This is a genomic window from Bacillus sp. MBGLi79, from assembly GCF_002953915.1.
This window is the reverse complement of sequence record NZ_CP026521.1, coordinates 2,679,323-2,701,914: the sequence shown is the minus strand read 5'-3', so window position 1 is coordinate 2,701,914 and position 22,592 is coordinate 2,679,323. Positions and strand designations below refer to the sequence as shown.

Here is a 22,592-nt window from a genome sequence, read left to right as displayed (position 1 = left end):
AAATGGTGAATGAAAAACGCCTGCTGGAAGAGTTTTTAGAGCTTGTCCAAATTGATTCAGAAACAAAACACGAAGCAGAAATCTGCAAAGTGCTGAAACGAAAATTTTCTGATTTAGGTGTGGACGTTAAAGAAGACGATACAATGGATATTACTGGCCACGGAGCCGGTAATCTGATTTGCACATTAAAAGGGACAAAGCAAACAGATACGATCTACTTTACATCTCATATGGACACAGTTGTACCCGGTAACGGTGTAAAACCAGTTGTAGAGAACGGTTACGTCAAAACAGACGGCACGACGATTTTAGGTGCTGATGATAAAGCGGGACTGGCTGCAATGTTTGAAGCGATTAAGGTGCTGAAAGAAGAAAACATTGAACACGGCACGATTGAATTCATCATCACAGTAGGTGAGGAATCTGGCCTGATCGGAGCGAAGGCGCTTGACCGTTCTATGATTACAGCATCCTACGGCTATGCCCTTGACTCAGACGGGAAAGTCGGAAATATCATTGTGGCTGCGCCGACACAGGCAAAGGTAAGAGCGGCAATTTTCGGGAAAACCGCGCACGCCGGGGTTGAACCTGAAAAAGGCATTTCTGCGATTACAATCGCTAGCAAGGCCATTTCAAAAATGCCATTGGGCCGTATTGATGAAGAAACAACAGCAAATATCGGCCGGTTTGAAGGCGGTACGCAAACAAACATTGTGTGCGACGAAGTCCATATTCTTGCTGAAGCACGCTCTTTAGTTCCTGAGAAAATGGAAGCTCAGGTTCAAAAAATGAAAGCTGCTTTTGAAGAGGCTGCTGCTGATATGGGCGGACGCGCAGAAGTCGAAATTGAAGTCATGTATCCTGGCTTCAAATATCAAGATGGCGACCAAGTTGTTGAAATCGCGAAAAAAGCGGCTGCTAAAATCGGACGTCCAAGCGAGCTGCAAACAAGCGGCGGTGGAAGCGACGCGAACGTAATCGCAGGTCATGGCATCCCGACGGTCAACCTTGCTGTCGGTTATGAGCAAATTCATACAAAGAATGAAAAAATGCCGATCGAAGAACTCGTCAAAACGGCAGAAATGGTTGTTGCCATTATTGAAGAGGCGGCAAAATAAAAAAAGAAAACCCGAATGCGATTGATTTCCCGCATCGGGTTTTTTTAGCTCCATTTCCTAAGCGGCCAAAATAACACGTCCTGTTTTTTAGCGTAATGAAGCAAGGGGTCTGCCTCTGGCAACGTAATGCCGTGAGCATCTGTCACCGTATTGACTGAAATTTTCGCTTCAGCGTTTTGCAGCAGCCATGGGTGATGGTGGATGTCTTCGTAATAGAGTTTGTTTCGGTAGGCAGTGTAGAGTCTATACCGTTCCGTCAGCCAATAATCGAGTGAATCCTTTTCCGCTGTAAAAGGAGCTGAAACGGGCCGGTATGCGGCGCGGAATACTGCTTCTCTGCCGTCTCTCCGCTTGCTGACATAGTCAATGCCATCATCGTTTTTTTCAGCTTTCATATCAGCGTGAACATAAGGCAAATGAAAGAACGTGCGAGCGCCCAAAACCGCCAGCCGATGATCGGCATCTAAGCTGAAAAAATAAATGCCGGGCTTGCCTTTATATGTGACATAGGTGCGGAGGTTAAGCTCAGGAAATGCACGCGCACCGGGAATGGGGGGAAGGTAACGCGCCCTTAGGTTCGTGAGCATAAAGGGAAGCATGCTGATCCAAGCTTGCCCGTTATATGTATCTAATTCTAAAACTGGCGGTACTAAAGCGCGAAGGATAGAAACATCAACAGGCCAGTGGGCAAATAAGATGTCATTCCAGGTTTGTCTCATGATCCAGATTCCTTCAGGTATAGAAATGTTTTTTTGCTGAAAGTGTTCCGTCAACGTATATGCTCCTTTCGTTTGAGGTGAGTAAAGGTATTCCCTATTTCCTTCTTTTTAAACGATACGGCTATTTTTTAGGAGGGCCATTTCTGCTTCAGCCATGATAAACAAGACTGTTTGGCGCGGTATGCTTTGCAAGTAACAAAAAACAACCCCGGCTTTTCGCGCGGGGTTGCTTTATTATTTCACCGGCTCAGTAAGAGCGGCAGATTTTTTACTTTTATGGTGCGACATCTGCAGGACAATGTTTTGCACTGTCAAGAATAGTCCGCTTGTGAACCAGTACAACGGCAGCGCTGCCGGAACATTAAGCGAGAAAATCGTCATCATCACAGGGAAGATGAACACCATCAATTTTGTGGATTGCTGCGCCGCTGGGTTTTGCGGGACAGCGGAATATTTCGCGCTCAGTTTTTGAGCGATATAGGCTTGGACAAAATACATAATCCCTGCACTAAGAGACATGAGAATATCAGATTGCCCTAAACTGAACCATAAAAACGAGTGTGACGCAATTTCAGGTGTGGAGCGAATCGCGTAATAAAGCCCAATCATAATCGGAGACTGAATCAGCATTGGAAGACAGCCCATCGCAAGCGGATTGATGTTGTTCTCTTGATACAGCTTCATCATTTCCATTTGCAGCTCTTTTTGTTTTTCAGGGTCCTTCGTTTTTTTCAATTTGGCCTGAATGCTGTCAACCTGAGGTTTAATAGCGGCCATTTTCTCTTGGAACACGCGCTGTTTTTTGAACTGATTAACAAACAAAGGCAGTACAACCATACGCACAATAATGGTTACGAGGATAATAGAGAGTCCGTATTCTCCGTGAAACAGCCCGGCAACACCCTTAAGCAGAGCAGAAAACGGTTCAATTAAATAGTCATGGAAAAACCCTACGTTGCTGAGGCCCCCCACCTGATTAGTCGCTGCGAACGCAGCATTGCCCGAGCATAATACGATCAAAAAGATACCCATAGCCAAAAGTTTTTGATATGTTTTTACCAATTTGTTCTCCTCCTTTTTATAAATGCGGTTTATAAAAGAAGAGAACCCGCGTCTTCCTCATCGTTCACAGGCGAATTCATGCGGAAGACTTTACGTATCCAAGTTGTAATGCGATGATATATAATAATAAGAAAGTCTGTTCGGTTAATGTGAAAGACCGTCTGATGTTCATCTGTTCGTTTTGATTTCCATTGCTCGCCGGCACGGCACTCTCGTAAGAGGAATGCAATCCCGATTGCCGTCAGAGCAGGAAGAATAATTGTGAAAAAATCGACTAAGAATAAAACGTCATTTATCGATTCCACAAACATTTTAATCACATCCATTCAGTACCTTCATTTTACTATATGTACAAGCCGTTGTCTAATGAACGAAAAGGAGATTTGTTTATGCCGGGAAAGAGCCGAATTATTTTCCATATTGATATGAATAGCTTTTATGCATCGGTTGAAATGGCATATGATCCGGCTCTCCGGGGAAAGCCGGTCGCAGTTGCCGGAAACGTAAAGGAGCGAAAGGGCATTGTGGTGACATGCAGCTACGAAGCAAGGGCGCGCGGCGTCAAAACAACAATGCCGGTTTGGCAAGCGAAGCGCCATTGTCCAGAGCTCATCGTTCTTCCGCCAAATTTTGACCGCTATAGAAACTCTTCCAGAGCCATGTTTACTATTCTCCGTGAATATACTGACCTGGTGGAGCCTGTCTCCATTGATGAGGGCTATATGGACATGACCGATACACCATACAGCAGCCGAGCGCTGGAGACGGCAAAAGAAATCCAAAGCAGATTGCAAAAAGAGCTGCTGCTTCCGTCAAGCATAGGAATCGCGCCGAATAAATTTCTCGCTAAGATGGCGTCTGATATGAAAAAGCCGCTTGGAATTACGATTTTAAGAAAGAGGCAAGTGCCCGACATCCTTTGGCCGCTTCCTGTTGGAGAGATGCACGGAGTTGGCAATAAGACAGCGGAAAAACTGAAAGGACTCGGCATTCATACAATCGGAGAGCTAGCTGCAGCTGATGAACACTCGCTGAAGCGCCTGCTTGGCATCAACGGTCCGCGCCTTAAAAATAAAGCAAACGGCATTCACCATGCGCCGGTTGACCCGGAGCGCATTTACGAATTTAAAAGCGTCGGCAACTCATCGACACTTTCACATGATTCCAGTGATGAAGAGGAGCTGTTAGGCGTTTTTAGAAAACTTGCCGCTTCCGTGAGTGACCGTTTACAGCGCAAGGAAGTCATGGCTTCAAAGCTATTTATTATGATTAGATATGCGGATTGGAAAACCATCACGAGAAGCATTACGCTGAGAAATCCGATTGATCAAAAAAATGAAATCTTGAAAGAAGCAGAGCACCTCTTTTTTAAACACTGGAATAAAAATCCTGTCAGGCTGCTTGGCATTACCGGAACCGATTTGGTAGAAAAAGAGCAGGCCTATAAGCAGCTCGATTTGTTCAGCTTTAATGAGGATGCGAGGGATGAGCCCATTCAGCAGATAATGGAAAAGCTGAATGAAAAGTACGGATCTAAACTGATCAGAAAAGGGGCAAGGTTAAAAAAAGAGGAGAGCAAAACGAAGGGAACAAGCTTTAATAAAGATTTTTTTCAGGATGAAAAGAAAAGCTGAATCGCTTGAAAAAAAGGGTGAAAGTATGGTAATTTCTTTATTATAAATATCATTTTATTTTAATTTAAATTTTAAAATGATTAAACGTTTGCAGAAGGGACGTTAGAATATGTCAAAACAACAAATCGGCGTTATCGGACTTGCGGTCATGGGTAAAAATCTGGCTTTAAATATCGAAAGCCGGGGATTTTCTGTTTCTGTTTACAACAGATCAAGCAGTAAGACTGAGGAGTTTTTGCAGGAGGCAAAAGGAAAAAATGTTGTTGGCACATACAGCATTGAAGAATTTGTCCAATCCTTGGAAACACCGCGCAAAATCTTATTAATGGTTAAAGCGGGAACTGCAACAGATGCGACAATTCAATCTCTTCTCCCTCATCTAGAGAAGGATGATATTTTAATTGACGGCGGAAATACATATTATAAAGATACGCAGCGCCGTAACAAAGAACTCGCTGAAAGCGGTATTCATTTTATCGGAACAGGCGTTTCCGGCGGAGAAGAAGGGGCGCTTAAAGGGCCTTCTATCATGCCTGGCGGACAAAAAGAAGCACATGAGCTTGTGAAACCGATTCTTGAAGCCATTTCTGCAAAAGTTGACGGAGAACCTTGTACGACATATATCGGTCCTGATGGTGCCGGCCATTATGTAAAAATGGTGCACAACGGTATTGAATATGGAGATATGCAGCTGATTTCTGAATCTTACTTCATTCTGAAACAGGTGCTGGGCCTTTCAGCTGATGAGCTTCATGAAGTTTTCGCTGAATGGAATAAAGGAGAGCTTGACAGCTACCTGATTGAGATTACAGCTGACATCTTCACGAAAAAAGACGAAGAGACAGGCAAACCGCTTGTTGATGTGATTCTCGATAAAGCAGGACAAAAAGGAACAGGAAAATGGACAAGCCAAAGCGCACTTGACTTAGGTGTTCCGCTTCCGATTATTACTGAATCTGTATTCGCGCGTTTTATCTCAGCTATGAAGGAAGAGCGTGTGAAAGCGAGCGGACTTCTTTCAGGACCGGAAGTGAAGCCTGTTACGGAAAATAAAGAAGAGCTGATTGAAGCGGTCAGAAAAGCGTTGTTCATGAGTAAAATCTGCTCATACGCGCAAGGATTTGCCCAAATGAAAGCTGCTTCTGAAGAATATAACTGGGATCTGAAATATGGTGAAATCGCTATGATCTTCCGTGGCGGCTGCATCATTCGTGCAGCGTTCCTTCAGAAAATCAAAGAAGCTTACGATCGCGAGCCTGAGCTTGACAACCTGCTTCTTGACAGCTACTTCAAGAATATTGCAGAAAGCTACCAAGGAGCGCTTCGCCAGGTGATTTCACTTGCAGTTGCCCAAGGTGTGCCGGTGCCATCATTCTCAAGCGCATTAGCTTATTATGACAGCTACCGTACAGCCGTACTGCCTGCAAACTTAATCCAAGCACAGCGTGACTACTTTGGCGCTCATACGTATGAGCGTACTGATAAAGAAGGTATTTTCCATACTGAATGGATGAAGTAATCAATAGAACCCCCCCCCCCGAACCGCAAGCGCTTCGGGGGGGTTTTGTTATTAAAGAGAGTGCTATACCTCTGTGACAGCTGCAAAAAAGCCGAAAATGCTCAAAAGCATTTTCGGCTTTTTTCTTATTATATATTCCACCAGTGCAAGCCGTCTTTCGCCAAAAGATCATCTGATTCTTTCGGTCCCATTGAGCCTGATTCGTAGTTAGGAGATAAGGTTTTGTTTGCTGCCCATGTTTCAGAAATGGAGTCGACAAAGCTCCAAGAAAGGGCAACTTCATCCCAGTGTGCAAAGTTTGTTGCATCGCCAAGAAGACAGTCGTGAATTAGTTTTTCATATGCTTCAGGGGTGTTCAACTCGTCATTGCAATTGCTGCAATAATCGAGTTTGATTGGCTGCGCGTGTGCTGCACCGCCAAGCTTTTTAGCATTTAAGTAAAGGGTAATGCCTTCTTCAGGCTGAATATGAATGACAAGCAAGTTCGGATTCATGTTGTTTTCATTGCCGTAGTACAGGTTCATCGGAATGTCCTTAAATTGAACGACAATTTTTGTGGACTTTTCTTTCATTCGTTTTCCGGTACGGATATAGAATGGAACACCAGCCCATCTGAAGTTATCGATCAAGAGCTTGCCGGCAACAAAGGTTTCTGTATTGGAGTCAGGAGCGACATTATCTTCTTCTGTATAAGAAGGAACAGGTACACCGTCAATTTCACCGGCTTGATATTGTCCGCGCACAAAGTATTCATCCACTTCATCTTTTGCAATAGGGCGCAGTGCTCTCAGCACCTTCACTTTTTCGCTGCGGATTTCTTCTGTGTTCAATTTGATCGGCGGCTCCATTGCAAGGAGGGCAACCATCTGCATAATATGGTTTTGCACCATGTCGCGCAGGGCGCCTGATTTTTCGTAATATCTTGCACGGTCTTCTACGCCAAGTGATTCGCTAGACGTAATTTGAATGTTTGAGATGTAGCGGTTTGTCCAGAGCGGTTCGAAAATCGCATTGGCAAATCGAATCACTTCAATGTTCTGAACCATTTGTTTGCCTAGATAATGGTCGATTCTGTAAATTTGATCTTCCGTAAACGCTTCACGGATTTCTTTGTTTAATGCCTGTGCGCTTGGCAGATCGTGGCCGAACGGCTTTTCGATGACAAGGCGGGACCAGCCTGTTGTAGCTGTTACACCCTCTGATTTTAATGTTTTTGCAATTGTTCCGAAGAATTCAGGAGCCATTGCCAGGTAGAACATTCTGTTGTTCGGAATTTGATATGTATCTTCCAGCTGGTTAAGCAATACGTTAAGCTCTTGATAAGATCCAGGATTTGTCACGTCGAAAGGGTGATAGTAAAAATGAGACGTGAAATCATCTATATGCTTATCTGCAGATGAGGAAATGGATGTTTTAACAGTTTGGCGAAGATCCTCATTTGACCAAGGTCTTCTTCCAACTCCTACCACTGCAAACTCTTCTCCGATTTGTCCGTTTTGATATAAACGGTGAATAGACGGATACAATTTTCGTTTTGCTAAATCTCCAGTTGCACCGAATATGACAATTACTGCTTTTGGTTGTTGGTTTGTTTTCACTAAAAGTACCTCACTTTATTCGAAGCTTTATTTTAGTACACCCCGTATATTTCCTTCATTTTAAATCTAAAATTCAACGAAAGCAAACATTTAAGCCCTTTTTTAAGCAGAATGCTGAAAAAATGTTTCTAGCACGAAAGGATTGTTCTTTTGAGAGGCAAGATTCACATTTTGCGCTTGATCCTGTATTCTTGTAGGTATCTGGTTCTAGTAGGAGGAAGGAAACGTGGAATTACTTTTTTTAGGGACGGGAGCCGGCATTCCCGCCAAGACGAGAAACGTCACCTCTATCGCATTGAAATTGCTTGAAGAAAGGCGTTCGGTATGGCTTTTTGACTGCGGGGAAGCCACACAGCATCAAATTTTACATACAACGATTAAACCTCGTAAAATAGAGAAAATCTTTATTACACATATGCATGGTGACCATGTATACGGACTTCCGGGGCTTCTGGGGAGCCGTTCCTTTCAAGGCGGAGAGGACGAGCTGACAGTGTACGGACCTAAAGGGATCAAAGCGTTTATTGAAACAAGCCTTGCCGTCACGAAAACCCATTTGACATATCCGCTTGCGGTCCAGGAAATTGAAGAAGGCATCGTGTTTGAAGACGATCAGTTTATTGTCACAGCGGTTTCTGTTATTCATGGCGTAGAAGCCTTCGGGTACCGTGTGCAGGAAAAAGACGTAACGGGTGCCCTGAAGGCGGATGTATTAAAAGAAATGAACATCCCGCCCGGACCCGTGTATCAGAAAATCAAAAAAGGCGAAACGGTAACGCTTGAAGACGGACGCATCATCAATGGGAGTGATTTTCTGGAGCCTCCCAAAAAAGGAAGATCTGTTGTGTTCTCCGGAGATACGAGAGTTAGCGACAAACTAAAAGAGCTTGCAAGAGATTGCGATGTGCTTGTTCATGAAGCAACCTTTGCTAAGGAAGATCATAAACTGGCTTATGATTATTATCACAGCACAACGGAACAAGCGGCTGTAACAGCGAAAGAAGCAGGAGCAAAGCAGCTCATTTTAACCCATATCAGCGCAAGATATCAGGGAGATGCCTCTTTGGAGCTTCAAAAAGAAGCGGTTGACGTTTTCCAAAATAGTGTGGCGGCATATGATTTCTTAGAGGTACCCATCCAGCGAGGCTGAAGGCATACTTATTTGACAATTTGCCATTACGTTGTATAATAAAGCGTAATCATTACGTTTTAAAAAAGGAGATGTGAACGATGAGAGTCAATGTTACTTTAGCTTGCACTGAAACGGGAGACCGAAATTACATTACAACAAAAAATAAACGCACCAATCCAGATCGTTTGGAGCTGAAAAAATATTCACCGCGTCTGAAGAAATATACCCTTCACCGTGAAACAAAATAACAAAAAAGACCGGGCGTCTCTTACGGCCCGGTCTTTTTTTACGTTAATTGACTGCCTGGTAAAGAGGGGCGGCCTGCTGGCACGCTGCGCACCATACGTCATAGATAGCCAAATGAACGATATGAGGTTCATCATGATGGATGTTGTGGGAGCTGTTTTTAGCTTGAATCCAGCCGCTTTGGTTGGATAGAGACAATATGCTGCTGTGCAAGTTTTGCCATTCCTGTTCAGCAGCGAATTTCTCAGTCCGTTCTCCTGATGACAATACAAGGAGAGGCATGTTTCCTAAATGGATTTGCCGCTGTTTGAGCTCCTGCAGACTTTTTGAAAATTCTGCAGGTGTGCCCTCAAGCATCATCTTTCTCGTATATGATTTGTGCATCTCTTCGGGTATAAAGGTGAAGCTGGCGCAATCTCCTAAAGCTGGATCAAGAAGGACCATACCGATAATATCATACTTGTTTTTGCAGGCCCATAAGCCGGTGATGACAGCTCCGTATGAGTGTGAAACAGCCAGATAAGGAGGTTTTACATCTGCTGCTTTAAGCAAACTCTCCAATTCTTTCACTTGTTGTTCAGCTGTTCGTTTCGCTCTGCTTCGCCCGCTTTTCCCTATGCCCGCCCGATCATATGTGAAAATGCCAAATTCATCATCAATGTCCGCCATTAATGGTTTCCACGTCTCAGAAGAAGTACCGTAGCCGGCCTCAAAGACAATCGTTACACCGCTTGTTCCTTTCCGGTGCTGTGTATGAAACGCACATCCGTCAATTGTATATGTCTTTTCCATCCAAGCTGATTTCATTGGAGTCATCTCCTCTAATTGGTTCTACTAGGGAGACGGAGAACCTTAGCCGATCGTTTCTCTAAAAATAAAAAAAGAGATATCCGGCAGTGGATATCTCTCATAGGCATTACCAGCCTCTTTCGTATTGAACAGGGGCCGGAATCTCTGTATTGAGCTGTTTCGCGGCGGTTCTTGCAAAGAATGGATCCCGCAAAAGCTCTCTGCCGATAAAGATGAGGTCGGCACGTCCGTTTTGCAGAATTTCTTCAGCCATTGAACCGTCTGTAATCATGCCGACGGCACCAGTCGCCATGTCCGCCTGTTCACGAATTTTCTCGGCGAAGCTGACCTGATAGCCGGGAAATACATTAATGTCTGCGTGAACAAGGGCGCCTGAACTACAGTCGATTAAGTCAACACCTTGCTCCTTCATCCATTTTGCAAAACCGATGTGATCGGCGATGTCCAATCCTTTATCTGTATAGTCTGAGGCAGATACACGGACAAATAATGGCCCGTCCCATACTTGTTTGACTTCATCGATGATCTCTCTCAAGAAACGATAGCGGTTTTCAGGTGAGCCGCCGTATTCATCTGTGCGATGGTTGGAAAGCGGAGATAAAAATTCGTGAATTAAATATCCGTGCGCCGCATGAATTTCAATCACATCAAAGCCGGCTTCTTTTGCGCGGGCAGCCGCTTGCTTAAACTCCTGGATCGTTTCTTTTACTTTTTCTGCTGACATTTCTACTGGTGTTGCTGATTGTTCGTCAAACGCAATCGCCGATGGAGCGAAAATGTCTCCTTCAAGCTCAGCTTTACGTCCGGCATGGGCAAGCTGAATGCCGATTTTTGAACCTTGTTCTTTGACCTGCTCAGTCAGTTTGGCAAAGCCTTCAATATGCTCGTCGCTCCAAATGCCTAAGTCTTGGTCTGTGATTCGACCCTGAGGGTTAACTGCTGACGCCTCTACAATAATCAGTCCGACCTGGCCGATTGCACGCGATATGTAATGCGCCATGTGGAACGGCGTTAATTTCCCGTCCTTTTCATGAGAAGAATACATGCACATTGGCGACATAACAATGCGATTTTTTAATGTCATATCTTTAATTGTAATAGGTGTGAATAATTTTCTGGCCATTTCTTTCGCCTCCCGTAAGGTTTTTAGAGATTGATTATATCAAGTCATTTCTTTCGCGTCATATAAACTGCTCAAAAGAACCGTTTTTGTCAAACATTTCTGTATAATAGACAGGGAATCATCTTATTTTTCAAGCTAGAAGCGTTTTTATACATAGGAGGGGCGGAAATCGATGAATTGGCAGACGAAGGACGAATTGCGGGCACTTTTAACTTCTCTTGTGCAATACGAAAGCATCACCGGTTCGAAGGGCGAGGCAGCACTTGCGGAATATCTTTATTTTATTTTGAAAGACAAGCCTTATTTTCAAAAACATCCAGATGATGTAACTCTTCATACGATGGACGATGGCAGATCTTTTCTTACGGCTCTAGTCAAAAAGAAGAAGGTCAAAAAGACAGTGCTTCTGTTGAGTCATTTTGATGTCGTTGACATAGAGGATTACGGAGAATTTAAACATATGGCTTGCAAGCCTGCTGAGCTTTTGAGTTCCTTTTTAGAGAAAAAAGAGCTGCTTCCTGAACGTGTGAGAAGAGATGCTGAAAGCGGAGACTGGCTGTTTGGCAGAGGGACGATGGATATGAAAGCGGGGCTTTGTGTTCAGTTGTCGATGCTGGAGCGGGCAATGAACGGCCATTTTGAGGGCAATCTGCTGTTGATAACAGTTCCGGACGAGGAAGTGAATTCAAGAGGCATGATTGAGGCGGTTCCTGTATTGAAGGAAATGGAGAAAAAGCATAATATCACATTAACCGCCTGCCTGAATGCTGAACCGATGTTTGAAAAATTCCCCGGCGACCAGCAGCAATATTTTTATACAGGAAGCATTGGCAAGGTGCTTGCGGGATTTTTCTGCAAGGGAATTGAGACACATGTCGGAGAGCCGTTTTCAGGCCTAAACGCGAATTTAATGGTATCTGAGATTAACCGTTTGCTTGAACTGAATGCTGATTATTGTGAAAAGGTTGATGGTGAGGTCACTCCGCCGCCGGTAAACTTAATGCAAAAGGACTTGAAAGAGGCATATTCAGTTCAGACACCGCATACAGCTGTCACATTATTTAATGTGCTGTCAATGAAACGCTCGGCTAGTGAGCTGCATCAGATGCTGCTGAAAACCGCAAAACAGGCGGCGGCGGAAATCATGTCGAACGTTCGGAAGAAAACACAGGACTTTCAACAATTTGAGCCTTTTCAGCCGATTGAACGGGCCGTCACTGTTTTGACATTTGATGAGCTGGTTGCGCGTGCAAAAAAACGTGCTGGAATTTCGGAAACAGACCGAGCTCTTAATTATGCCTTTGCTAACAGGGGGGAGCTTGGAGACAGGGATTTTTCGACGAAAATTGTTTCTGAGATTGCTTCGCTTTGTAAGGAGGATGCTCCGCTTATCGTTCTTTTTTATAGTCCTCCGTTTTATCCGGCCGTTTCTTCAAAGGACGATCAATTGATTAGACATACAGCTGATCAGCTTATGCAGTATGCGGCTAACAGATACGGCATTGCGTTGCGGGAGGTTCAGTACTTCCCCGGACTATCGGACTTGAGCTATCTTCAGCTGGAAAAGCAGGAGGTTGAAGCATACACAAGCAATATGCCGCTCTTTAACAGAGGATATTCATTGCCAAGCGGCAAAGAACAGGCTCTATATGTCCCCGTTTTAAATGTCGGTCCGGCTGGTAAAGACCCGCACAAATGGACGGAAAGATTGTATATGCCTTATTCCTTTGAAGTGCTTCCCGATTTGCTTTCATTTACGATTTCCGCGCTATTGAAGCAACCGGAAACAGCCGGCCAGCAGTTGTAGAAAAAGAAAGACAGAAGGCCCTATCCTTCTGTCTAATGCCTCTCTAAAGCCGCTCCGGCAAACTGTTCTTTGATTTCTGCGCTCCGTTTAGCGGTCTCTTCAATACAGTGAATAATCGCTTCTTCAAAGCGGGAGTCCTGTAAAGCGCGAAGGCCTGCCTCTGTAGTGCCCCCAGGACTGGTGATTTCCTTGCGCAGCTGTGCAGGCTGTTTGCCGCTTTGAAGGAGCATATCAGTTGCCCCCGCCATTGTCTGCAAAATGAGTGCTTTTGCCGTTTCTTTATCTAATCCTACTTTTTGCGCCGCTTTTTCCATCGCCTCAATATAACGATACACGTAGGCCGGACCGCTGCCTGCGATTGCAGTGACGGCGTCAAGGTGACGCTCCTCAACCAGTGTGGCATCACCGATTGTTTCCAATAGAGCCTTTGCAGCAGCAATATCGTCCTGGCTTGCTTCCGCGCTTACGGAAAATCCGGTTGCTGATTTTCTGATTGCCGCTGATGTATTCGGCATGACGCGAATGACAGCCAGCTTTCTGCCGAAATAATGCTGAATGGTTTCGATGGTAAGGCCTGCAAGTACTGAAATCACCAGCTGGTCCTTGAGATACGGCCGGATGCTGTCGATGCTTTCCGCCGCGTCTTTCGGTTTGAAAGCGAGGATGATGATATCGGTGTGAGTGAAAAACTCATTTTTATCTCTGCATGGACGCACGCCGTACGTTTCCTTTAATTCAATTAGACGCTCGTCATTTGAGCGGTTTGTAATATAGATATGTTCTGATTTTGTGATGCCGCTTTGCAAAATACCGTTGATCATTGCTTCAGCCATTGACCCGGCGCCGACAAATCCTATTTTTTTCATTGATATCCTCCTTCTATCAGAACAACAAAAAACCTTTTCATCACGTAAAGGACGAAAAGGTTCGCGGTACCACCCTCATTAGCACAAATTGTGCTCAGCTCAAATCCCGTAACGCGGGAAACGTTTAGGTTTTCCTAACCGCGACTTGAGGGCAGGTTCTACAAACAAGCGGGCCGCAATACCTTTCAGCCAGGGGTATCGCTCTCTTAGGCCATTGCCTTGTATACTATTCCTCGTCATAGCGTTCCAATGTTCTCGTTTTAGTTTGTTGTTCATTATGCAATGGCGGACAAGCTCATGTCAATAGCTTTTTCAAAAAGGTCTGTTCTCATTCAGCAATAATGACATAAGACCGAGAAAAAGCTAAAATATGAATAATGAATGAAGACAAGGAGCGAAAGGATGACAACTGAAGATGTAATTGCGATCCGCATCCCGACGCCGTTTGCTGTCGGCGATGTTATCGTTTACCTCGTAAAAGGTGATGCGCTGACACTTATCGATGCCGGGCCGAATACAAAAGAGGCTGCCAGCGCCTTACAAGAGCAGCTTGCTGCTGTAAATGTGAAAATGTCAGATATCGAGCAGGTTGTACTGACTCACCATCATGCTGACCATGCAGGCTTGCTTGATGTCTTTTCAGATGAAATCGAAGTGATTGGGCATGCCTTCAACGAACCTTATATCAGCCGAAATCAAGCCTTTATGGATTGGCAAAAACGTTTTTTTCAAAAGTTGCTGCCTGAATTAGGCGTTCCATTTGATACGGGGAAGGCGGAAAAGCTGATTCGGTCAGCGTATGCATTTTCCTGTACGAGATCTCTGACAAAAACAATCAGTGAAGGTATGGGCATTGACGGGCTTGAGGGCTGGTCTGTGTTGGAGATGCCTGGACATGCTGAATCGCATATCGTTCTTTTCCATGAAAAAAGCGGAAGGATGCTTGGCGGAGATCTACTGCTGGCCAACAGCTCGTCTAATCCGATTATAGAAGCGCCGAAAGCGGGAGACGTCAGGTCAAAGCCTTTAGTGGACTATCAGCGGTCATTGCGAAGGCTGTCTCAATTTGAGCCAACAATCGTATTTCCTGGTCACGGCGAGCCTATCACCAGTGTCCAAGCGCTGATTGAGAAGCGTTTTGACAAGCAGAGGAACAGGACGGAGGATGTGCGTCGCATGCTGGCTGAAAAGCCGATGACCGCTTTTCAGGTCTGTCAGCAGCTTTTTCCTGCTGTATATGAAAAGGAATTGTTTTTAACGATGTCAGAAACGGCAGGGCATCTTGATGTGTTGGAGGCTGAAGAAGCCATCACGTCATATTGGGAAGGAAACATCGCATACTTTAGAACAATGAAGAGGTGAAATGGGTGAAACATATAGCGGGAAAAAGGATTTGGATAACCGGTGCTTCAGGAGGGCTTGGAGAAAGAATCGCATACTTATGCGCGGCTGAAGGAGCCCATGTCCTGCTGTCGGCTAGACGTGAGGATCGTTTGATAGAAATCAAAAGGAAAATAACAGAGGGATGGAGCGGACAGTGTGAGATCTTTCCTCTGGATGTCGGCCGCCTAGAGGATATCGCCCGGGTCCGTGATCAGATCGGCTCGGTTGATGTCCTGATCAACAATGCGGGCTTCGGTATATTTGAAACGGTTTTAGACTCGACATTGGAAGACATGAAAGCAATGTTTGATGTAAATGTGTTCGGCCTGGTCGCCTGTACAAAAGCGGTGCTCCCGCAAATGCTTGAGCAAAAAAAGGGCCATATCATCAATATCGCCTCTCAAGCGGGGAAAATCGCAACACCGAAGTCGAGCCTGTATTCCGCGACAAAACATGCCGTGCTAGGATACTCAAATGCTTTGCGGATGGAGCTGTCGGGAACCGGCATTTATGTGACAACAGTCAATCCAGGACCGATTCAGACGGACTTTTTTTCCATTGCTGATAAAGGCGGGGACTACGTCAAAAATGTCGGCCGCTGGATGCTTGATCCTGATGACGTGGCAGCTCAAATTACAGCTGCAATTTTTACGAACAAACGGGAGATCAATCTTCCGCGTTTAATGAATGCCGGCACTAAGCTGTATCAGCTGTTTCCAGCTCTCGTTGAAAAGCTGGCAGGACGCGCGCTCATGAAAAAATAATGATGGAACTGCCTGTGGTGGAATGATTGTTTCTCACGAGGCAGTTTTTGATAGTGGAAGGGAGAGATTGTTGAATGTCAATTCATTCAGATGTCCTTCATGTTCTGCTCAAAGATCCGTTTATTCAGAAACTGATTGATGCAGAGCCTGTATTCTGGGCAAATTCAGGCAAGAAAGAGAAGCGGCCATTACCCCATGCAGATGAGTGGGCAACCGAGATCGCGGAAGCGGAAAAAAGACTGCGGCGCTTTGCCCCTTATATTGCCGAGGTGTTTCCTGAGACGAAAGGCGCTAAAGGGATCATCGAGTCTCCGCTTTTTGAGATGCAGGATATGAAGGAAAAGCTGGAAGCGGCATATCAGCAGCCATTCCCGGGAAGATGGCTGTTAAAGTGCGACCACGAACTACCGATTTCAGGATCGATTAAAGCGCGGGGCGGGATTTATGAAGTATTAAAGCTTGCAGAAGATCTGGCGCTTCAAGAAGGCATACTTCAGGAAACCGATGATTACCGCATCTTACGGGAAGACCGGTTTGCCGCGTTTTTCTCCCGCTATTCGATTGCTGTCGGTTCAACAGGAAACCTGGGTTTAAGCATCGGCATCATTGGCGCGGCACTCGGGTTTCGCGTGACAGTGCATATGTCGGCCGATGCTAAGCAGTGGAAAAAGGATCTCCTCCGCCAAAAGGGTGTCACTGTTATGGAGTACGAAACAGATTACAGTGAAGCGGTGAACGAAGGGAGACGGCAGGCGGAACAAGATCCATTCTGTTATTTTATTGATGATGAACATTCTCGTCAGCTGTTCTTAGGATATGCTGTTGCTGCAAGCCGATTAAAAACACAGCTTGACAATATGAATATACAGCCAAGTCTCGAAACGCCCTTGTTTGTGTATCTGCCGTGCGGAGTCGGCGGAGGACCGGGCGGTGTAGCCTTTGGGCTGAAGCTTTTATACGGAGATCATGTTCACGTGTTTTTCGCAGAACCAACTCATTCACCGTGTATGCTGTTAGGGCTTTATTCAGGACTTCACGAGCAGATCTCCGTCCAGGATATCGGTCTGGATAATCGGACGGCTGCTGACGGACTTGCCGTAGGGAGGCCGTCAGGGTTTGTCGGCAAGCTGATTGAACCGCTTCTGAGCGGCTGTTATACGGTAGAGGACAATATGCTTTATACTTTGCTTCATATGCTGGCTGTATCTGAAAATCAATATTTAGAGCCATCTGCTCTTGCCGGCATGTTGGGGCCGGTTCAACTTTATTCGACAGAAGAGGGAAGGCGCTATAGTCAGAAATATAATATGGAGCATGCCGTACATATCGTCTGGGGAACGGGAGGAAGCATGGTTCCAAAAGAGGAAATGGCTGCGTATAACCGAATCGGTGCTGATTTGCTAAAAAACGAAATGAAAAAATAAGCAGACAGTGAAAAGGTTTTCCGTTACAATCTTTGTAAGGGTTTTAACCTACAGAGAGTCAGGTGTAAACAGTGAAAAATAAAGAGCTTAACTTACATACTTTATATACACAGCACAATCGAGAGTCTTGGTCTGGTTTTGGGGGACATTTGTCGATTGCTGTATCTGAAGAAGAGGCAAAAGCGGTGGAAGGGCTCAATGATTATCTATCTGTTGAAGAAGTGGAAACGATCTATATTCCGCTTGTTCGGCTGCTCCATTTGCATGTCAAGTCTGCTGCTGAACGCAATAAGCATGTCAATGTTTTTTTGAAGCACCCGCATTCAGCCAAAATCCCGTTTATTATCGGCATCGCCGGCAGTGTCGCAGTTGGAAAAAGCACGACGGCGCGGATTTTGCAGAAGCTGCTTTCGCGTTTGCCTGACCGTCCCAAAGTGAGCCTTATCACAACAGATGGTTTTTTATTTCCTACTGCCGAGCTTAAAAAGAAAAATATGATGTCAAGAAAAGGGTTTCCTGAAAGCTATGATGTAAAGGCGCTGCTCGAATTTTTGAATGACTTAAAATCAGGAAAGGACAGCGTAAAGGCCCCGGTGTATTCCCATCTAACCTATGACCGCGAGGAAGGTGTGTTCGAGGTTGTAGAACAGGCGGATATTGTGATTATTGAAGGCATTAATGTGCTTCAGTCCCCCACCTTGGAGGATGACCGGGAAAACCCGCGTATTTTTGTTTCCGATTTCTTCGATTTTTCGATTTACGTGGATGCGGAGGAAAGCCGGATTTTCACTTGGTATTTGGAGCGTTTTCGTCTGCTTCGGGAAACTGCTTTTCAAAATCCTGATTCATATTTTCATAAATTTAAAGACTTGTCCGATCAGGAGGCTGACGAGATGGCAGCCTCGATTTGGGAGAGTGTTAACCGGCCGAATTTATATGAAAATATCCTGCCGACTAAATTCAGATCAGATCTCATTTTGCGTAAGGGAGACGGGCATAAGGTCGAGGAAGTGCTGGTAAGGAGGGTATGAAACTGTGCATCATCTGGAACTGTATGTCTCTGATTTGGAGACGTCAAGGCGGTTTTGGGGCTGGTTCTTAAAAGAACTTGGCTATAAAGAGTACCAAAAATGGAGCTCAGGCATCAGCTGGAAGAAAGATGGTTTTTACCTAGTAATTGTGCAGGCGAAAGAGCCTTTTCTAGAGCCGGAATACCATAGATGCCGAGTCGGTCTGAACCATCTCGCATTTCATGCTGAATCCAAGCATCAAGTCGATCAGATGACCGAAAAATTAACGGCAAAAGGCTATCGTGTGTTGTACCGAGACAGGCATCCTTTTGCCGGAGGAGACGGGCATTATGCCGTCTATTGTGAGGATCCGGACCGGATTAAGGTAGAGCTCGTTGCCCCAAGCTGTTAATCGTGATCTTTGGACAGGCTGTTCAGCTTTTTCTCAATGCGATCCAGCTGCGCTTTTCGGTTTTTCGCATACTTGAAGCCTGTAACAGCCGCAAAGATGACAGCGGCAAATATGATAAATACAAACAGCTGAAACATCACATCGCCTATATTCATGTTCTTCACCTCATGTTTGCGGGAGAGATTCATTTTCTCCCGTTTTTTATTTAAAGCTGTTTTTCCAGACGGCAACCGTGTTTTGTGGTTTCCGTTTTCATCTGCCGATAGGCGACCGCTAAAAATGGCAGTCCGAGCAGGGTAATGCCGCTCAGGACAGAAAAAATAAAAATTGGCCGACCAGCGCCAAACAGGTCTATACATATCCCTCCGACCCAGGGGCCGATGACGTTTCCGAGCTGGGAAAAACCGATGGCCCCGAAATAAGTGCCTTTTAATCCTGGTTTTGCAATCTGGTCTACAAACAAATCCATCATAGAGAACAAAAGAACTTCGCCGATTGTAAAAGTGATGACAATCATCACAAGTGATGAAACACCGTGTGATACGGTGAAAATGGCCATGCTGATACTAACCATCACATTACCGAGCATCAGAGAGCAAAGCGGCGAAAAACGTTTTGCAAAATGGACAATGGGAAATTGCGTCGCCAACACTACGATTGCGTTTAATGTCAGCATCAGTCCGTACAGCTTCGTTCCATTGCCGATCAAGGGGTTTTGCGCCATATATTGAGGGAATGTGGAACTAAATTGTGAGTAGCCAAAGGTGCATAGCGTAATGCCAACCAAAGCAATTGTAAAAAGATAATCCTTTTGCGTGACCATAAACGCTTCCCTTACGCTCATATGTCGGGACTGGTCTGATGCTGATAAAGAAGGATGTTTTTTAAATTGGCTGGCAAGCACAAGTCCGTATAGTCCGTAAATGACTGCAGGCACCAAAAAGGGCGTGGTCGATTGCGATGAGCCGAAATACAGGCCTAGCACGGGTCCGAAGACAACGCCGATATTAATAGCTGCATAGCGTAAATTAAAAACAAGCAGTCTTGTTTTTTCTTCTGTCATATCAGACAGCAAAGCCTTTGAAGCGGGCTCAAACAGTGATTTGCAAAGGCCGTTTAATGCGTTGACTACAAAAAACACCCAGAGATGAGATGCTGCCGCAAACCCCATAAATACCAGCATCCATCCGAAAATGGACACAAGCATCATGTTTTTTCTGCCGAATGTATCGGAGATATATCCGCCGTAAAAGCTTGCGAGGATGCCGACTGAGGAGCTTGCGGCAATGACCAGTCCTGCATAGGAAGCTGATGCACCTTGGACGGCTGTCAAATAAATCGCTAAAAAAGGAATGCTCATCGATGTTGCCATTCTGCCAAAAATGGTTCCGATTATAATTGTCCAGCTGATCGGGTGGATATCTTTCCATTGCTTCATGAATTATATTCTCTCCTGTAGGTAAGATCTTTCTCTATCATATATGAAAAAATTCCCTTATCCAATAGATGATTCAAAATATTTCGTTATTGATACGTCGTATGTCTGTAGATTGTTTGGATGGCAATACATTATGTGTTGACGGCGTACATGGCTACGTATTGAAATTGAGGGTGATGCCAGAAGGAAGATCATGATATATCCGATGAAAAGCAAAGCGATTGGTCAGGAGGGTGTCTGTTTGAAACAGTAAAGGAGTTTAAGCCGCCGGGATGCCGGAGCATATCGGCAGCAAAGCCGGATATGAGATCAAGAAGTACGCGGAAAACCGTCATGCCGCATGACAGAAGAGCGCGCGCATCTCTTCGGTTGAATTAAGGATGGTAATCGTGTATTCACGCGTGTTCGTGGACAGCTTATTCCGTTTTGCGCGAGCATTGAAGGGCTGTCGTATGGCTTTGAGACTGTTTCTTTGTTATCAGGCGGTGTTTTTAAAGGGAAGCCGCATCAGCGGCTGAAAGCACTGGCAGTCATACGTTTAAGAGAACAGGCCTTGGTTTGTGACATAGTCATAAATGATATCTTCTATATGCGCATGCAAATCCTCATCTGGTTCTTCATTCCGTCTCTCTTCTAGAGCTGCTTTCAGGCTTTGTTTTTCATACGGGCTTAACGGATCTATAGCAACGTTTCTGCCGTATTGACGCAGTGCCTGTTCCATCATTTTTTCAACAAATTTCTCCATTATGACTCTCCTATCCTTATGCTTCGCTTTTATTCTACTAAATGTTTTTCTTCTCTCAAACCCTTGGATCATATTTTCTGTCAGACAAGAATCATTTACCAGTATAAAACGAACATACTTTCGCATATAATAGAAAAACGAACATAAGTTCTTTTTAGAGGTGTGTATGATGAAAGAAAAAGTGATTTTTCTCGTTGACATGCAATCGTTTTATGCATCTGTAGAGAAAGCGGAAAATCCACATTTGAAAAATAAGCCCGTCATTGTTTCGGGGGATCCTGAAAAAAGGGGCGGAGTTGTACTGGCTGCCTGCCCGCTGGCGAAACAAAAGGGTGTGGTGAATGCTTCACGGCTGTGGGAGGCACAGGAAAAGTGTCCTGAGGCTGTTGTGCTCCGGCCGCGTATGCAGCGGTATATTGATGTATCACTGCAAATTACGGCTATTCTAGAGGAGTATACAGACCTTGTGGAGCCTTATTCCATCGATGAACAGTTCATGGACATTACAGGCAGCCAGAAGCTGTTTGGGACGCCGATGGAGATCGCGAAAAGCATTCAGGGCAGAATCATGCGGGAGATCGGCGTTTATGCGCGGGTTGGAATCGGCCCTAACAAAGCGCTGGCCAAAATTGCGTGTGACAATTTTGCCAAAAAGAATAAGAACGGTATTTTTACCTTAACGAAAGAAAATATAAAAACCGAAATGTGGCCGCTCCCGGTGGGCAGCATGTTTGGCGTCGGGAGCCGCATGAAGCATCATTTAAATCGAATGGGCATCAGCACGATCGGCGGGCTCGCGGCTTTTCCGCTCGATCTTTTAAAAAAGAAATGGGGCATTAACGGCCACGTGCTGTGGATGACGGCAAACGGAATTGATTATTCCCCTGTATCAACTTCATCTCTAGACGGGCAAAAGGCGATCGGCCATGGAATGACTCTCCCGAGAGACTACGAACACTTTGACAAAGAAATCAAGGTCGTATTGCTGGAGCTGAGTGAAGAAGTGTGCAGGCGAAGCCGAAACGCCGGAGTAATGGGGCAGACGGTGTCAGTGAGCTGCCGGGGTGCTGATTTTGATTGGCCGACGGGCTTCAATCGGCAAGTGAAGCTGGCGGAACCGACGAATTCTACGCAAGATGTATATGAGGCTGTATGCCGGCTGTTTCTTACATTTTGGGACGGGAAACCCGTCCGCCGCCTCGGTGTCAATCTGTCTCAGCTCTCATCTGATGACATATGGCAGCTCAATTTATTTCAGGATTATGCAAAGAAAATGAGCCTAGGCTATGTGATGGACGGCATTAAAAATCGATTCGGCGATACAGCAATCATCAGGGCGGCGTCATTGACAGCGGCAGGCCAGGCATTTGAACGTGCGGCTAAAATAGGGGGGCACTATAAATGAACGATCATTTAAAAAGGGGCAACCTGCTGTGGGAAGGAAGCAGGATGTTTCTGCCGGAACATAAGCAAAGCCTGCTGGAGAGAAAGCGGCATAAACAGAAGCTGCAAAAGCCGACCCTTGATCCCGATAAGCTGGAAGAGATGAATCAAACGCTTTGCACCGCGATGGAGTTTGCTCAGGATATCACTGTCAGCTGCTTTCAGGACGGTGAAATTGTCCGCTGCACCGGGAAAATCTGCCGGTATGAAGAGTTTGAAAAAGCAGTATGGATAAAAGGAGATGAGGACCAGCTTTATAAGCTGAAACTTGATCAAGTGCTTGATATTGTGCTGTAAAGTCTCTCCTCCTGCTTGGGGGAGAAATGTGTAAAATGATCA

The 22,592-nt window shown here is 45.2% G+C and carries 23 protein-coding genes; 13 read left to right on the top strand and 10 right to left on the bottom strand.

Translation table 11 applies throughout. From position 1 onward, the window contains the following. Window positions 1-2: 2 nt before the first annotated feature. Window positions 3-1,118: a tripeptidase T gene (locus C1T29_RS13555; protein ID WP_003230352.1), complete on the top strand. Its 1,116-nt coding sequence runs from the start codon at window positions 3-5 to the stop codon at window positions 1,116-1,118. A gap of 44 nt (window positions 1,119-1,162) precedes the next feature. Here the strand turns inward: C1T29_RS13555 and C1T29_RS13550 are convergent, their stop codons facing one another. From C1T29_RS13550 to mifM, 3 genes are all read right to left on the bottom strand, one after another. Then, the gene (locus tag C1T29_RS13550) at window positions 1,163-1,891 is read right to left on the bottom strand and encodes a YqjF family protein (RefSeq protein WP_071580418.1); all 729 of its coding nucleotides are present in this window, start codon (window positions 1,889-1,891) and stop codon (window positions 1,163-1,165) included. 180 nt (window positions 1,892-2,071) lie between these two features. Beyond that, entirely contained in the window at window positions 2,072-2,899 is an 828-nt protein-coding gene (locus C1T29_RS13545; protein ID WP_103749599.1) for a membrane protein insertase YidC, read from the bottom strand. A 29-nt stretch (window positions 2,900-2,928) separates the two neighbouring features. Next, window positions 2,929-3,216: a membrane protein insertion/folding monitor MifM gene (gene mifM, locus C1T29_RS13540; protein WP_087614861.1), complete on the bottom strand. Its 288-nt coding sequence runs from the start codon at window positions 3,214-3,216 to the stop codon at window positions 2,929-2,931. A 72-nt stretch (window positions 3,217-3,288) separates the two neighbouring features. On the opposite strand from mifM, the gene C1T29_RS13535 reads away from it, so the two are divergent. Beyond that, entirely contained in the window at window positions 3,289-4,533 is a 1,245-nt protein-coding gene (locus tag C1T29_RS13535; RefSeq protein ID WP_014664519.1) for a DNA polymerase IV, read from the top strand. 109 nt (window positions 4,534-4,642) lie between these two features. Continuing rightward, complete coding sequence (gndA, locus tag C1T29_RS13530; protein WP_014664518.1) at window positions 4,643-6,052, top strand: NADP-dependent phosphogluconate dehydrogenase; 1,410 nt, start codon at window positions 4,643-4,645, stop codon at window positions 6,050-6,052. Window positions 6,053-6,180: 128 nt separating this feature from the next. Here the strand turns inward: gndA and zwf are convergent, their stop codons facing one another. Next, window positions 6,181-7,650, bottom strand: coding sequence for a glucose-6-phosphate dehydrogenase (gene zwf / locus C1T29_RS13525; RefSeq protein WP_071580421.1), 1,470 nt, complete (start codon window positions 7,648-7,650; stop codon window positions 6,181-6,183). Between the two features lie 226 nt (window positions 7,651-7,876). Here zwf and rnz point away from each other — a divergent pair, with 226 nt between their 5' ends. Next, window positions 7,877-8,800, top strand: coding sequence for a ribonuclease Z (gene rnz / locus C1T29_RS13520; protein ID WP_095431478.1), 924 nt, complete (start codon window positions 7,877-7,879; stop codon window positions 8,798-8,800). A gap of 80 nt (window positions 8,801-8,880) precedes the next feature. After that, complete coding sequence (rpmG, locus tag C1T29_RS13515; protein WP_003226511.1) at window positions 8,881-9,030, top strand: 50S ribosomal protein L33; 150 nt, start codon at window positions 8,881-8,883, stop codon at window positions 9,028-9,030. A 43-nt stretch (window positions 9,031-9,073) separates the two neighbouring features. On the opposite strand, the gene C1T29_RS13510 is transcribed toward rpmG, so the two are convergent. Further along, window positions 9,074-9,835, bottom strand: a complete 762-nt coding sequence (locus C1T29_RS13510) for an alpha/beta fold hydrolase (protein ID WP_014664515.1) — start codon at window positions 9,833-9,835, stop codon at window positions 9,074-9,076. A 109-nt stretch (window positions 9,836-9,944) separates the two neighbouring features. After that, window positions 9,945-10,961 carry an NADPH dehydrogenase NamA gene (gene namA, locus C1T29_RS13505; RefSeq protein WP_040082699.1) on the bottom strand — a complete coding sequence of 339 codons (1,017 nt, stop codon included), beginning with the start codon at window positions 10,959-10,961 and terminating at the stop codon, window positions 9,945-9,947. Between the two features lie 172 nt (window positions 10,962-11,133). Between namA and C1T29_RS13500 the strand changes: the two genes are divergently transcribed. Beyond that, on the top strand, window positions 11,134-12,768 hold the full coding sequence (locus C1T29_RS13500) for a M20/M25/M40 family metallo-hydrolase (RefSeq protein ID WP_103749600.1): 1,635 nt from the start codon (window positions 11,134-11,136) through the stop codon (window positions 12,766-12,768). Window positions 12,769-12,800: 32 nt separating this feature from the next. Here C1T29_RS13500 and proC read toward each other — a convergent pair whose 3' ends face one another. Next, a complete protein-coding gene (gene proC / locus C1T29_RS13495; protein ID WP_103032305.1) occupies window positions 12,801-13,634 on the bottom strand; it encodes a pyrroline-5-carboxylate reductase in 834 nt (277 codons plus the stop codon). Window positions 13,635-14,036: 402 nt separating this feature from the next. On the opposite strand from proC, the gene C1T29_RS13490 reads away from it, so the two are divergent. From C1T29_RS13490 to C1T29_RS13470, 5 genes are all read left to right on the top strand, one after another. After that, window positions 14,037-14,996 carry an MBL fold metallo-hydrolase gene (locus C1T29_RS13490; RefSeq protein WP_103749601.1) on the top strand — a complete coding sequence of 320 codons (960 nt, stop codon included), beginning with the start codon at window positions 14,037-14,039 and terminating at the stop codon, window positions 14,994-14,996. A 5-nt stretch (window positions 14,997-15,001) separates the two neighbouring features. Next, entirely contained in the window at window positions 15,002-15,781 is a 780-nt protein-coding gene (locus tag C1T29_RS13485; protein ID WP_071580426.1) for an SDR family NAD(P)-dependent oxidoreductase, read from the top strand. A gap of 74 nt (window positions 15,782-15,855) precedes the next feature. Further along, complete coding sequence (gene dsdA, locus C1T29_RS13480) at window positions 15,856-17,205, top strand: D-serine ammonia-lyase (protein WP_103749602.1); 1,350 nt, start codon at window positions 15,856-15,858, stop codon at window positions 17,203-17,205. Between the two features lie 71 nt (window positions 17,206-17,276). Continuing rightward, window positions 17,277-18,236: a type I pantothenate kinase gene (gene coaA / locus C1T29_RS13475; protein WP_003245966.1), complete on the top strand. Its 960-nt coding sequence runs from the start codon at window positions 17,277-17,279 to the stop codon at window positions 18,234-18,236. Window positions 18,237-18,240: 4 nt separating this feature from the next. Beyond that, complete coding sequence (locus C1T29_RS13470) at window positions 18,241-18,627, top strand: VOC family protein (protein WP_095431483.1); 387 nt, start codon at window positions 18,241-18,243, stop codon at window positions 18,625-18,627. Here the strand turns inward: C1T29_RS13470 and C1T29_RS13465 are convergent. From C1T29_RS13465 to C1T29_RS13455, 3 genes are all read right to left on the bottom strand, one after another. After that, entirely contained in the window at window positions 18,624-18,782 is a 159-nt protein-coding gene (locus tag C1T29_RS13465; RefSeq protein ID WP_165394434.1) for a hypothetical protein, read from the bottom strand. The genes C1T29_RS13470 and C1T29_RS13465 overlap by 4 nt on opposite strands. Window positions 18,783-18,832: 50 nt before the next feature. Further along, a complete protein-coding gene (locus tag C1T29_RS13460; protein WP_095431484.1) occupies window positions 18,833-20,065 on the bottom strand; it encodes an MDR family MFS transporter in 1,233 nt (410 codons plus the stop codon). 538 nt (window positions 20,066-20,603) lie between these two features. After that, window positions 20,604-20,810 (bottom strand): YqzH family protein, encoded by a 207-nt coding sequence (locus C1T29_RS13455; protein WP_095431485.1) that lies wholly within the window; start codon window positions 20,808-20,810, stop codon window positions 20,604-20,606. 166 nt (window positions 20,811-20,976) lie between these two features. On the opposite strand from C1T29_RS13455, the gene C1T29_RS13450 reads away from it, so the two are divergent. Further along, window positions 20,977-22,215, top strand: coding sequence for a DNA polymerase IV (locus tag C1T29_RS13450; protein ID WP_080478242.1), 1,239 nt, complete (start codon window positions 20,977-20,979; stop codon window positions 22,213-22,215). Further along, the gene (locus C1T29_RS13445; RefSeq protein WP_014664503.1) at window positions 22,212-22,550 is read left to right on the top strand and encodes a YolD-like family protein; all 339 of its coding nucleotides are present in this window, start codon (window positions 22,212-22,214) and stop codon (window positions 22,548-22,550) included. Before C1T29_RS13450 ends, C1T29_RS13445 begins: the two co-directional genes overlap by 4 nt. Window positions 22,551-22,592: the final 42 nt, after the last annotated feature.

Coding starts and splice junctions, on each gene's coding strand:
- C1T29_RS13450 (WP_080478242.1), top strand. CDS start 20,977: ATGATGAAAGAAAAAGTGATTTTTCTCGTTGACATGCAATCGTTTTAT.
- dsdA (WP_103749602.1), top strand. CDS start 15,856: ATGTCAATTCATTCAGATGTCCTTCATGTTCTGCTCAAAGATCCGTTT.
- C1T29_RS13510 (WP_014664515.1), bottom strand. CDS start 9,835: ATGAAATCAGCTTGGATGGAAAAGACATATACAATTGACGGATGTGCG.
- C1T29_RS13555 (WP_003230352.1), top strand. CDS start 3: ATGGTGAATGAAAAACGCCTGCTGGAAGAGTTTTTAGAGCTTGTCCAA.
- rpmG (WP_003226511.1), top strand. CDS start 8,881: ATGAGAGTCAATGTTACTTTAGCTTGCACTGAAACGGGAGACCGAAAT.
- gndA (WP_014664518.1), top strand. CDS start 4,643: ATGTCAAAACAACAAATCGGCGTTATCGGACTTGCGGTCATGGGTAAA.
- C1T29_RS13465 (WP_165394434.1), bottom strand. CDS start 18,782: ATGAATATAGGCGATGTGATGTTTCAGCTGTTTGTATTTATCATATTT.
- C1T29_RS13535 (WP_014664519.1), top strand. CDS start 3,289: ATGCCGGGAAAGAGCCGAATTATTTTCCATATTGATATGAATAGCTTT.
- namA (WP_040082699.1), bottom strand. CDS start 10,961: ATGGCCAGAAAATTATTCACACCTATTACAATTAAAGATATGACATTA.
- proC (WP_103032305.1), bottom strand. CDS start 13,634: ATGAAAAAAATAGGATTTGTCGGCGCCGGGTCAATGGCTGAAGCAATG.
- C1T29_RS13445 (WP_014664503.1), top strand. CDS start 22,212: ATGAACGATCATTTAAAAAGGGGCAACCTGCTGTGGGAAGGAAGCAGG.
- C1T29_RS13460 (WP_095431484.1), bottom strand. CDS start 20,065: ATGAAGCAATGGAAAGATATCCACCCGATCAGCTGGACAATTATAATC.
- C1T29_RS13490 (WP_103749601.1), top strand. CDS start 14,037: ATGACAACTGAAGATGTAATTGCGATCCGCATCCCGACGCCGTTTGCT.
- C1T29_RS13455 (WP_095431485.1), bottom strand. CDS start 20,810: ATGGAGAAATTTGTTGAAAAAATGATGGAACAGGCACTGCGTCAATAC.
- C1T29_RS13500 (WP_103749600.1), top strand. CDS start 11,134: ATGAATTGGCAGACGAAGGACGAATTGCGGGCACTTTTAACTTCTCTT.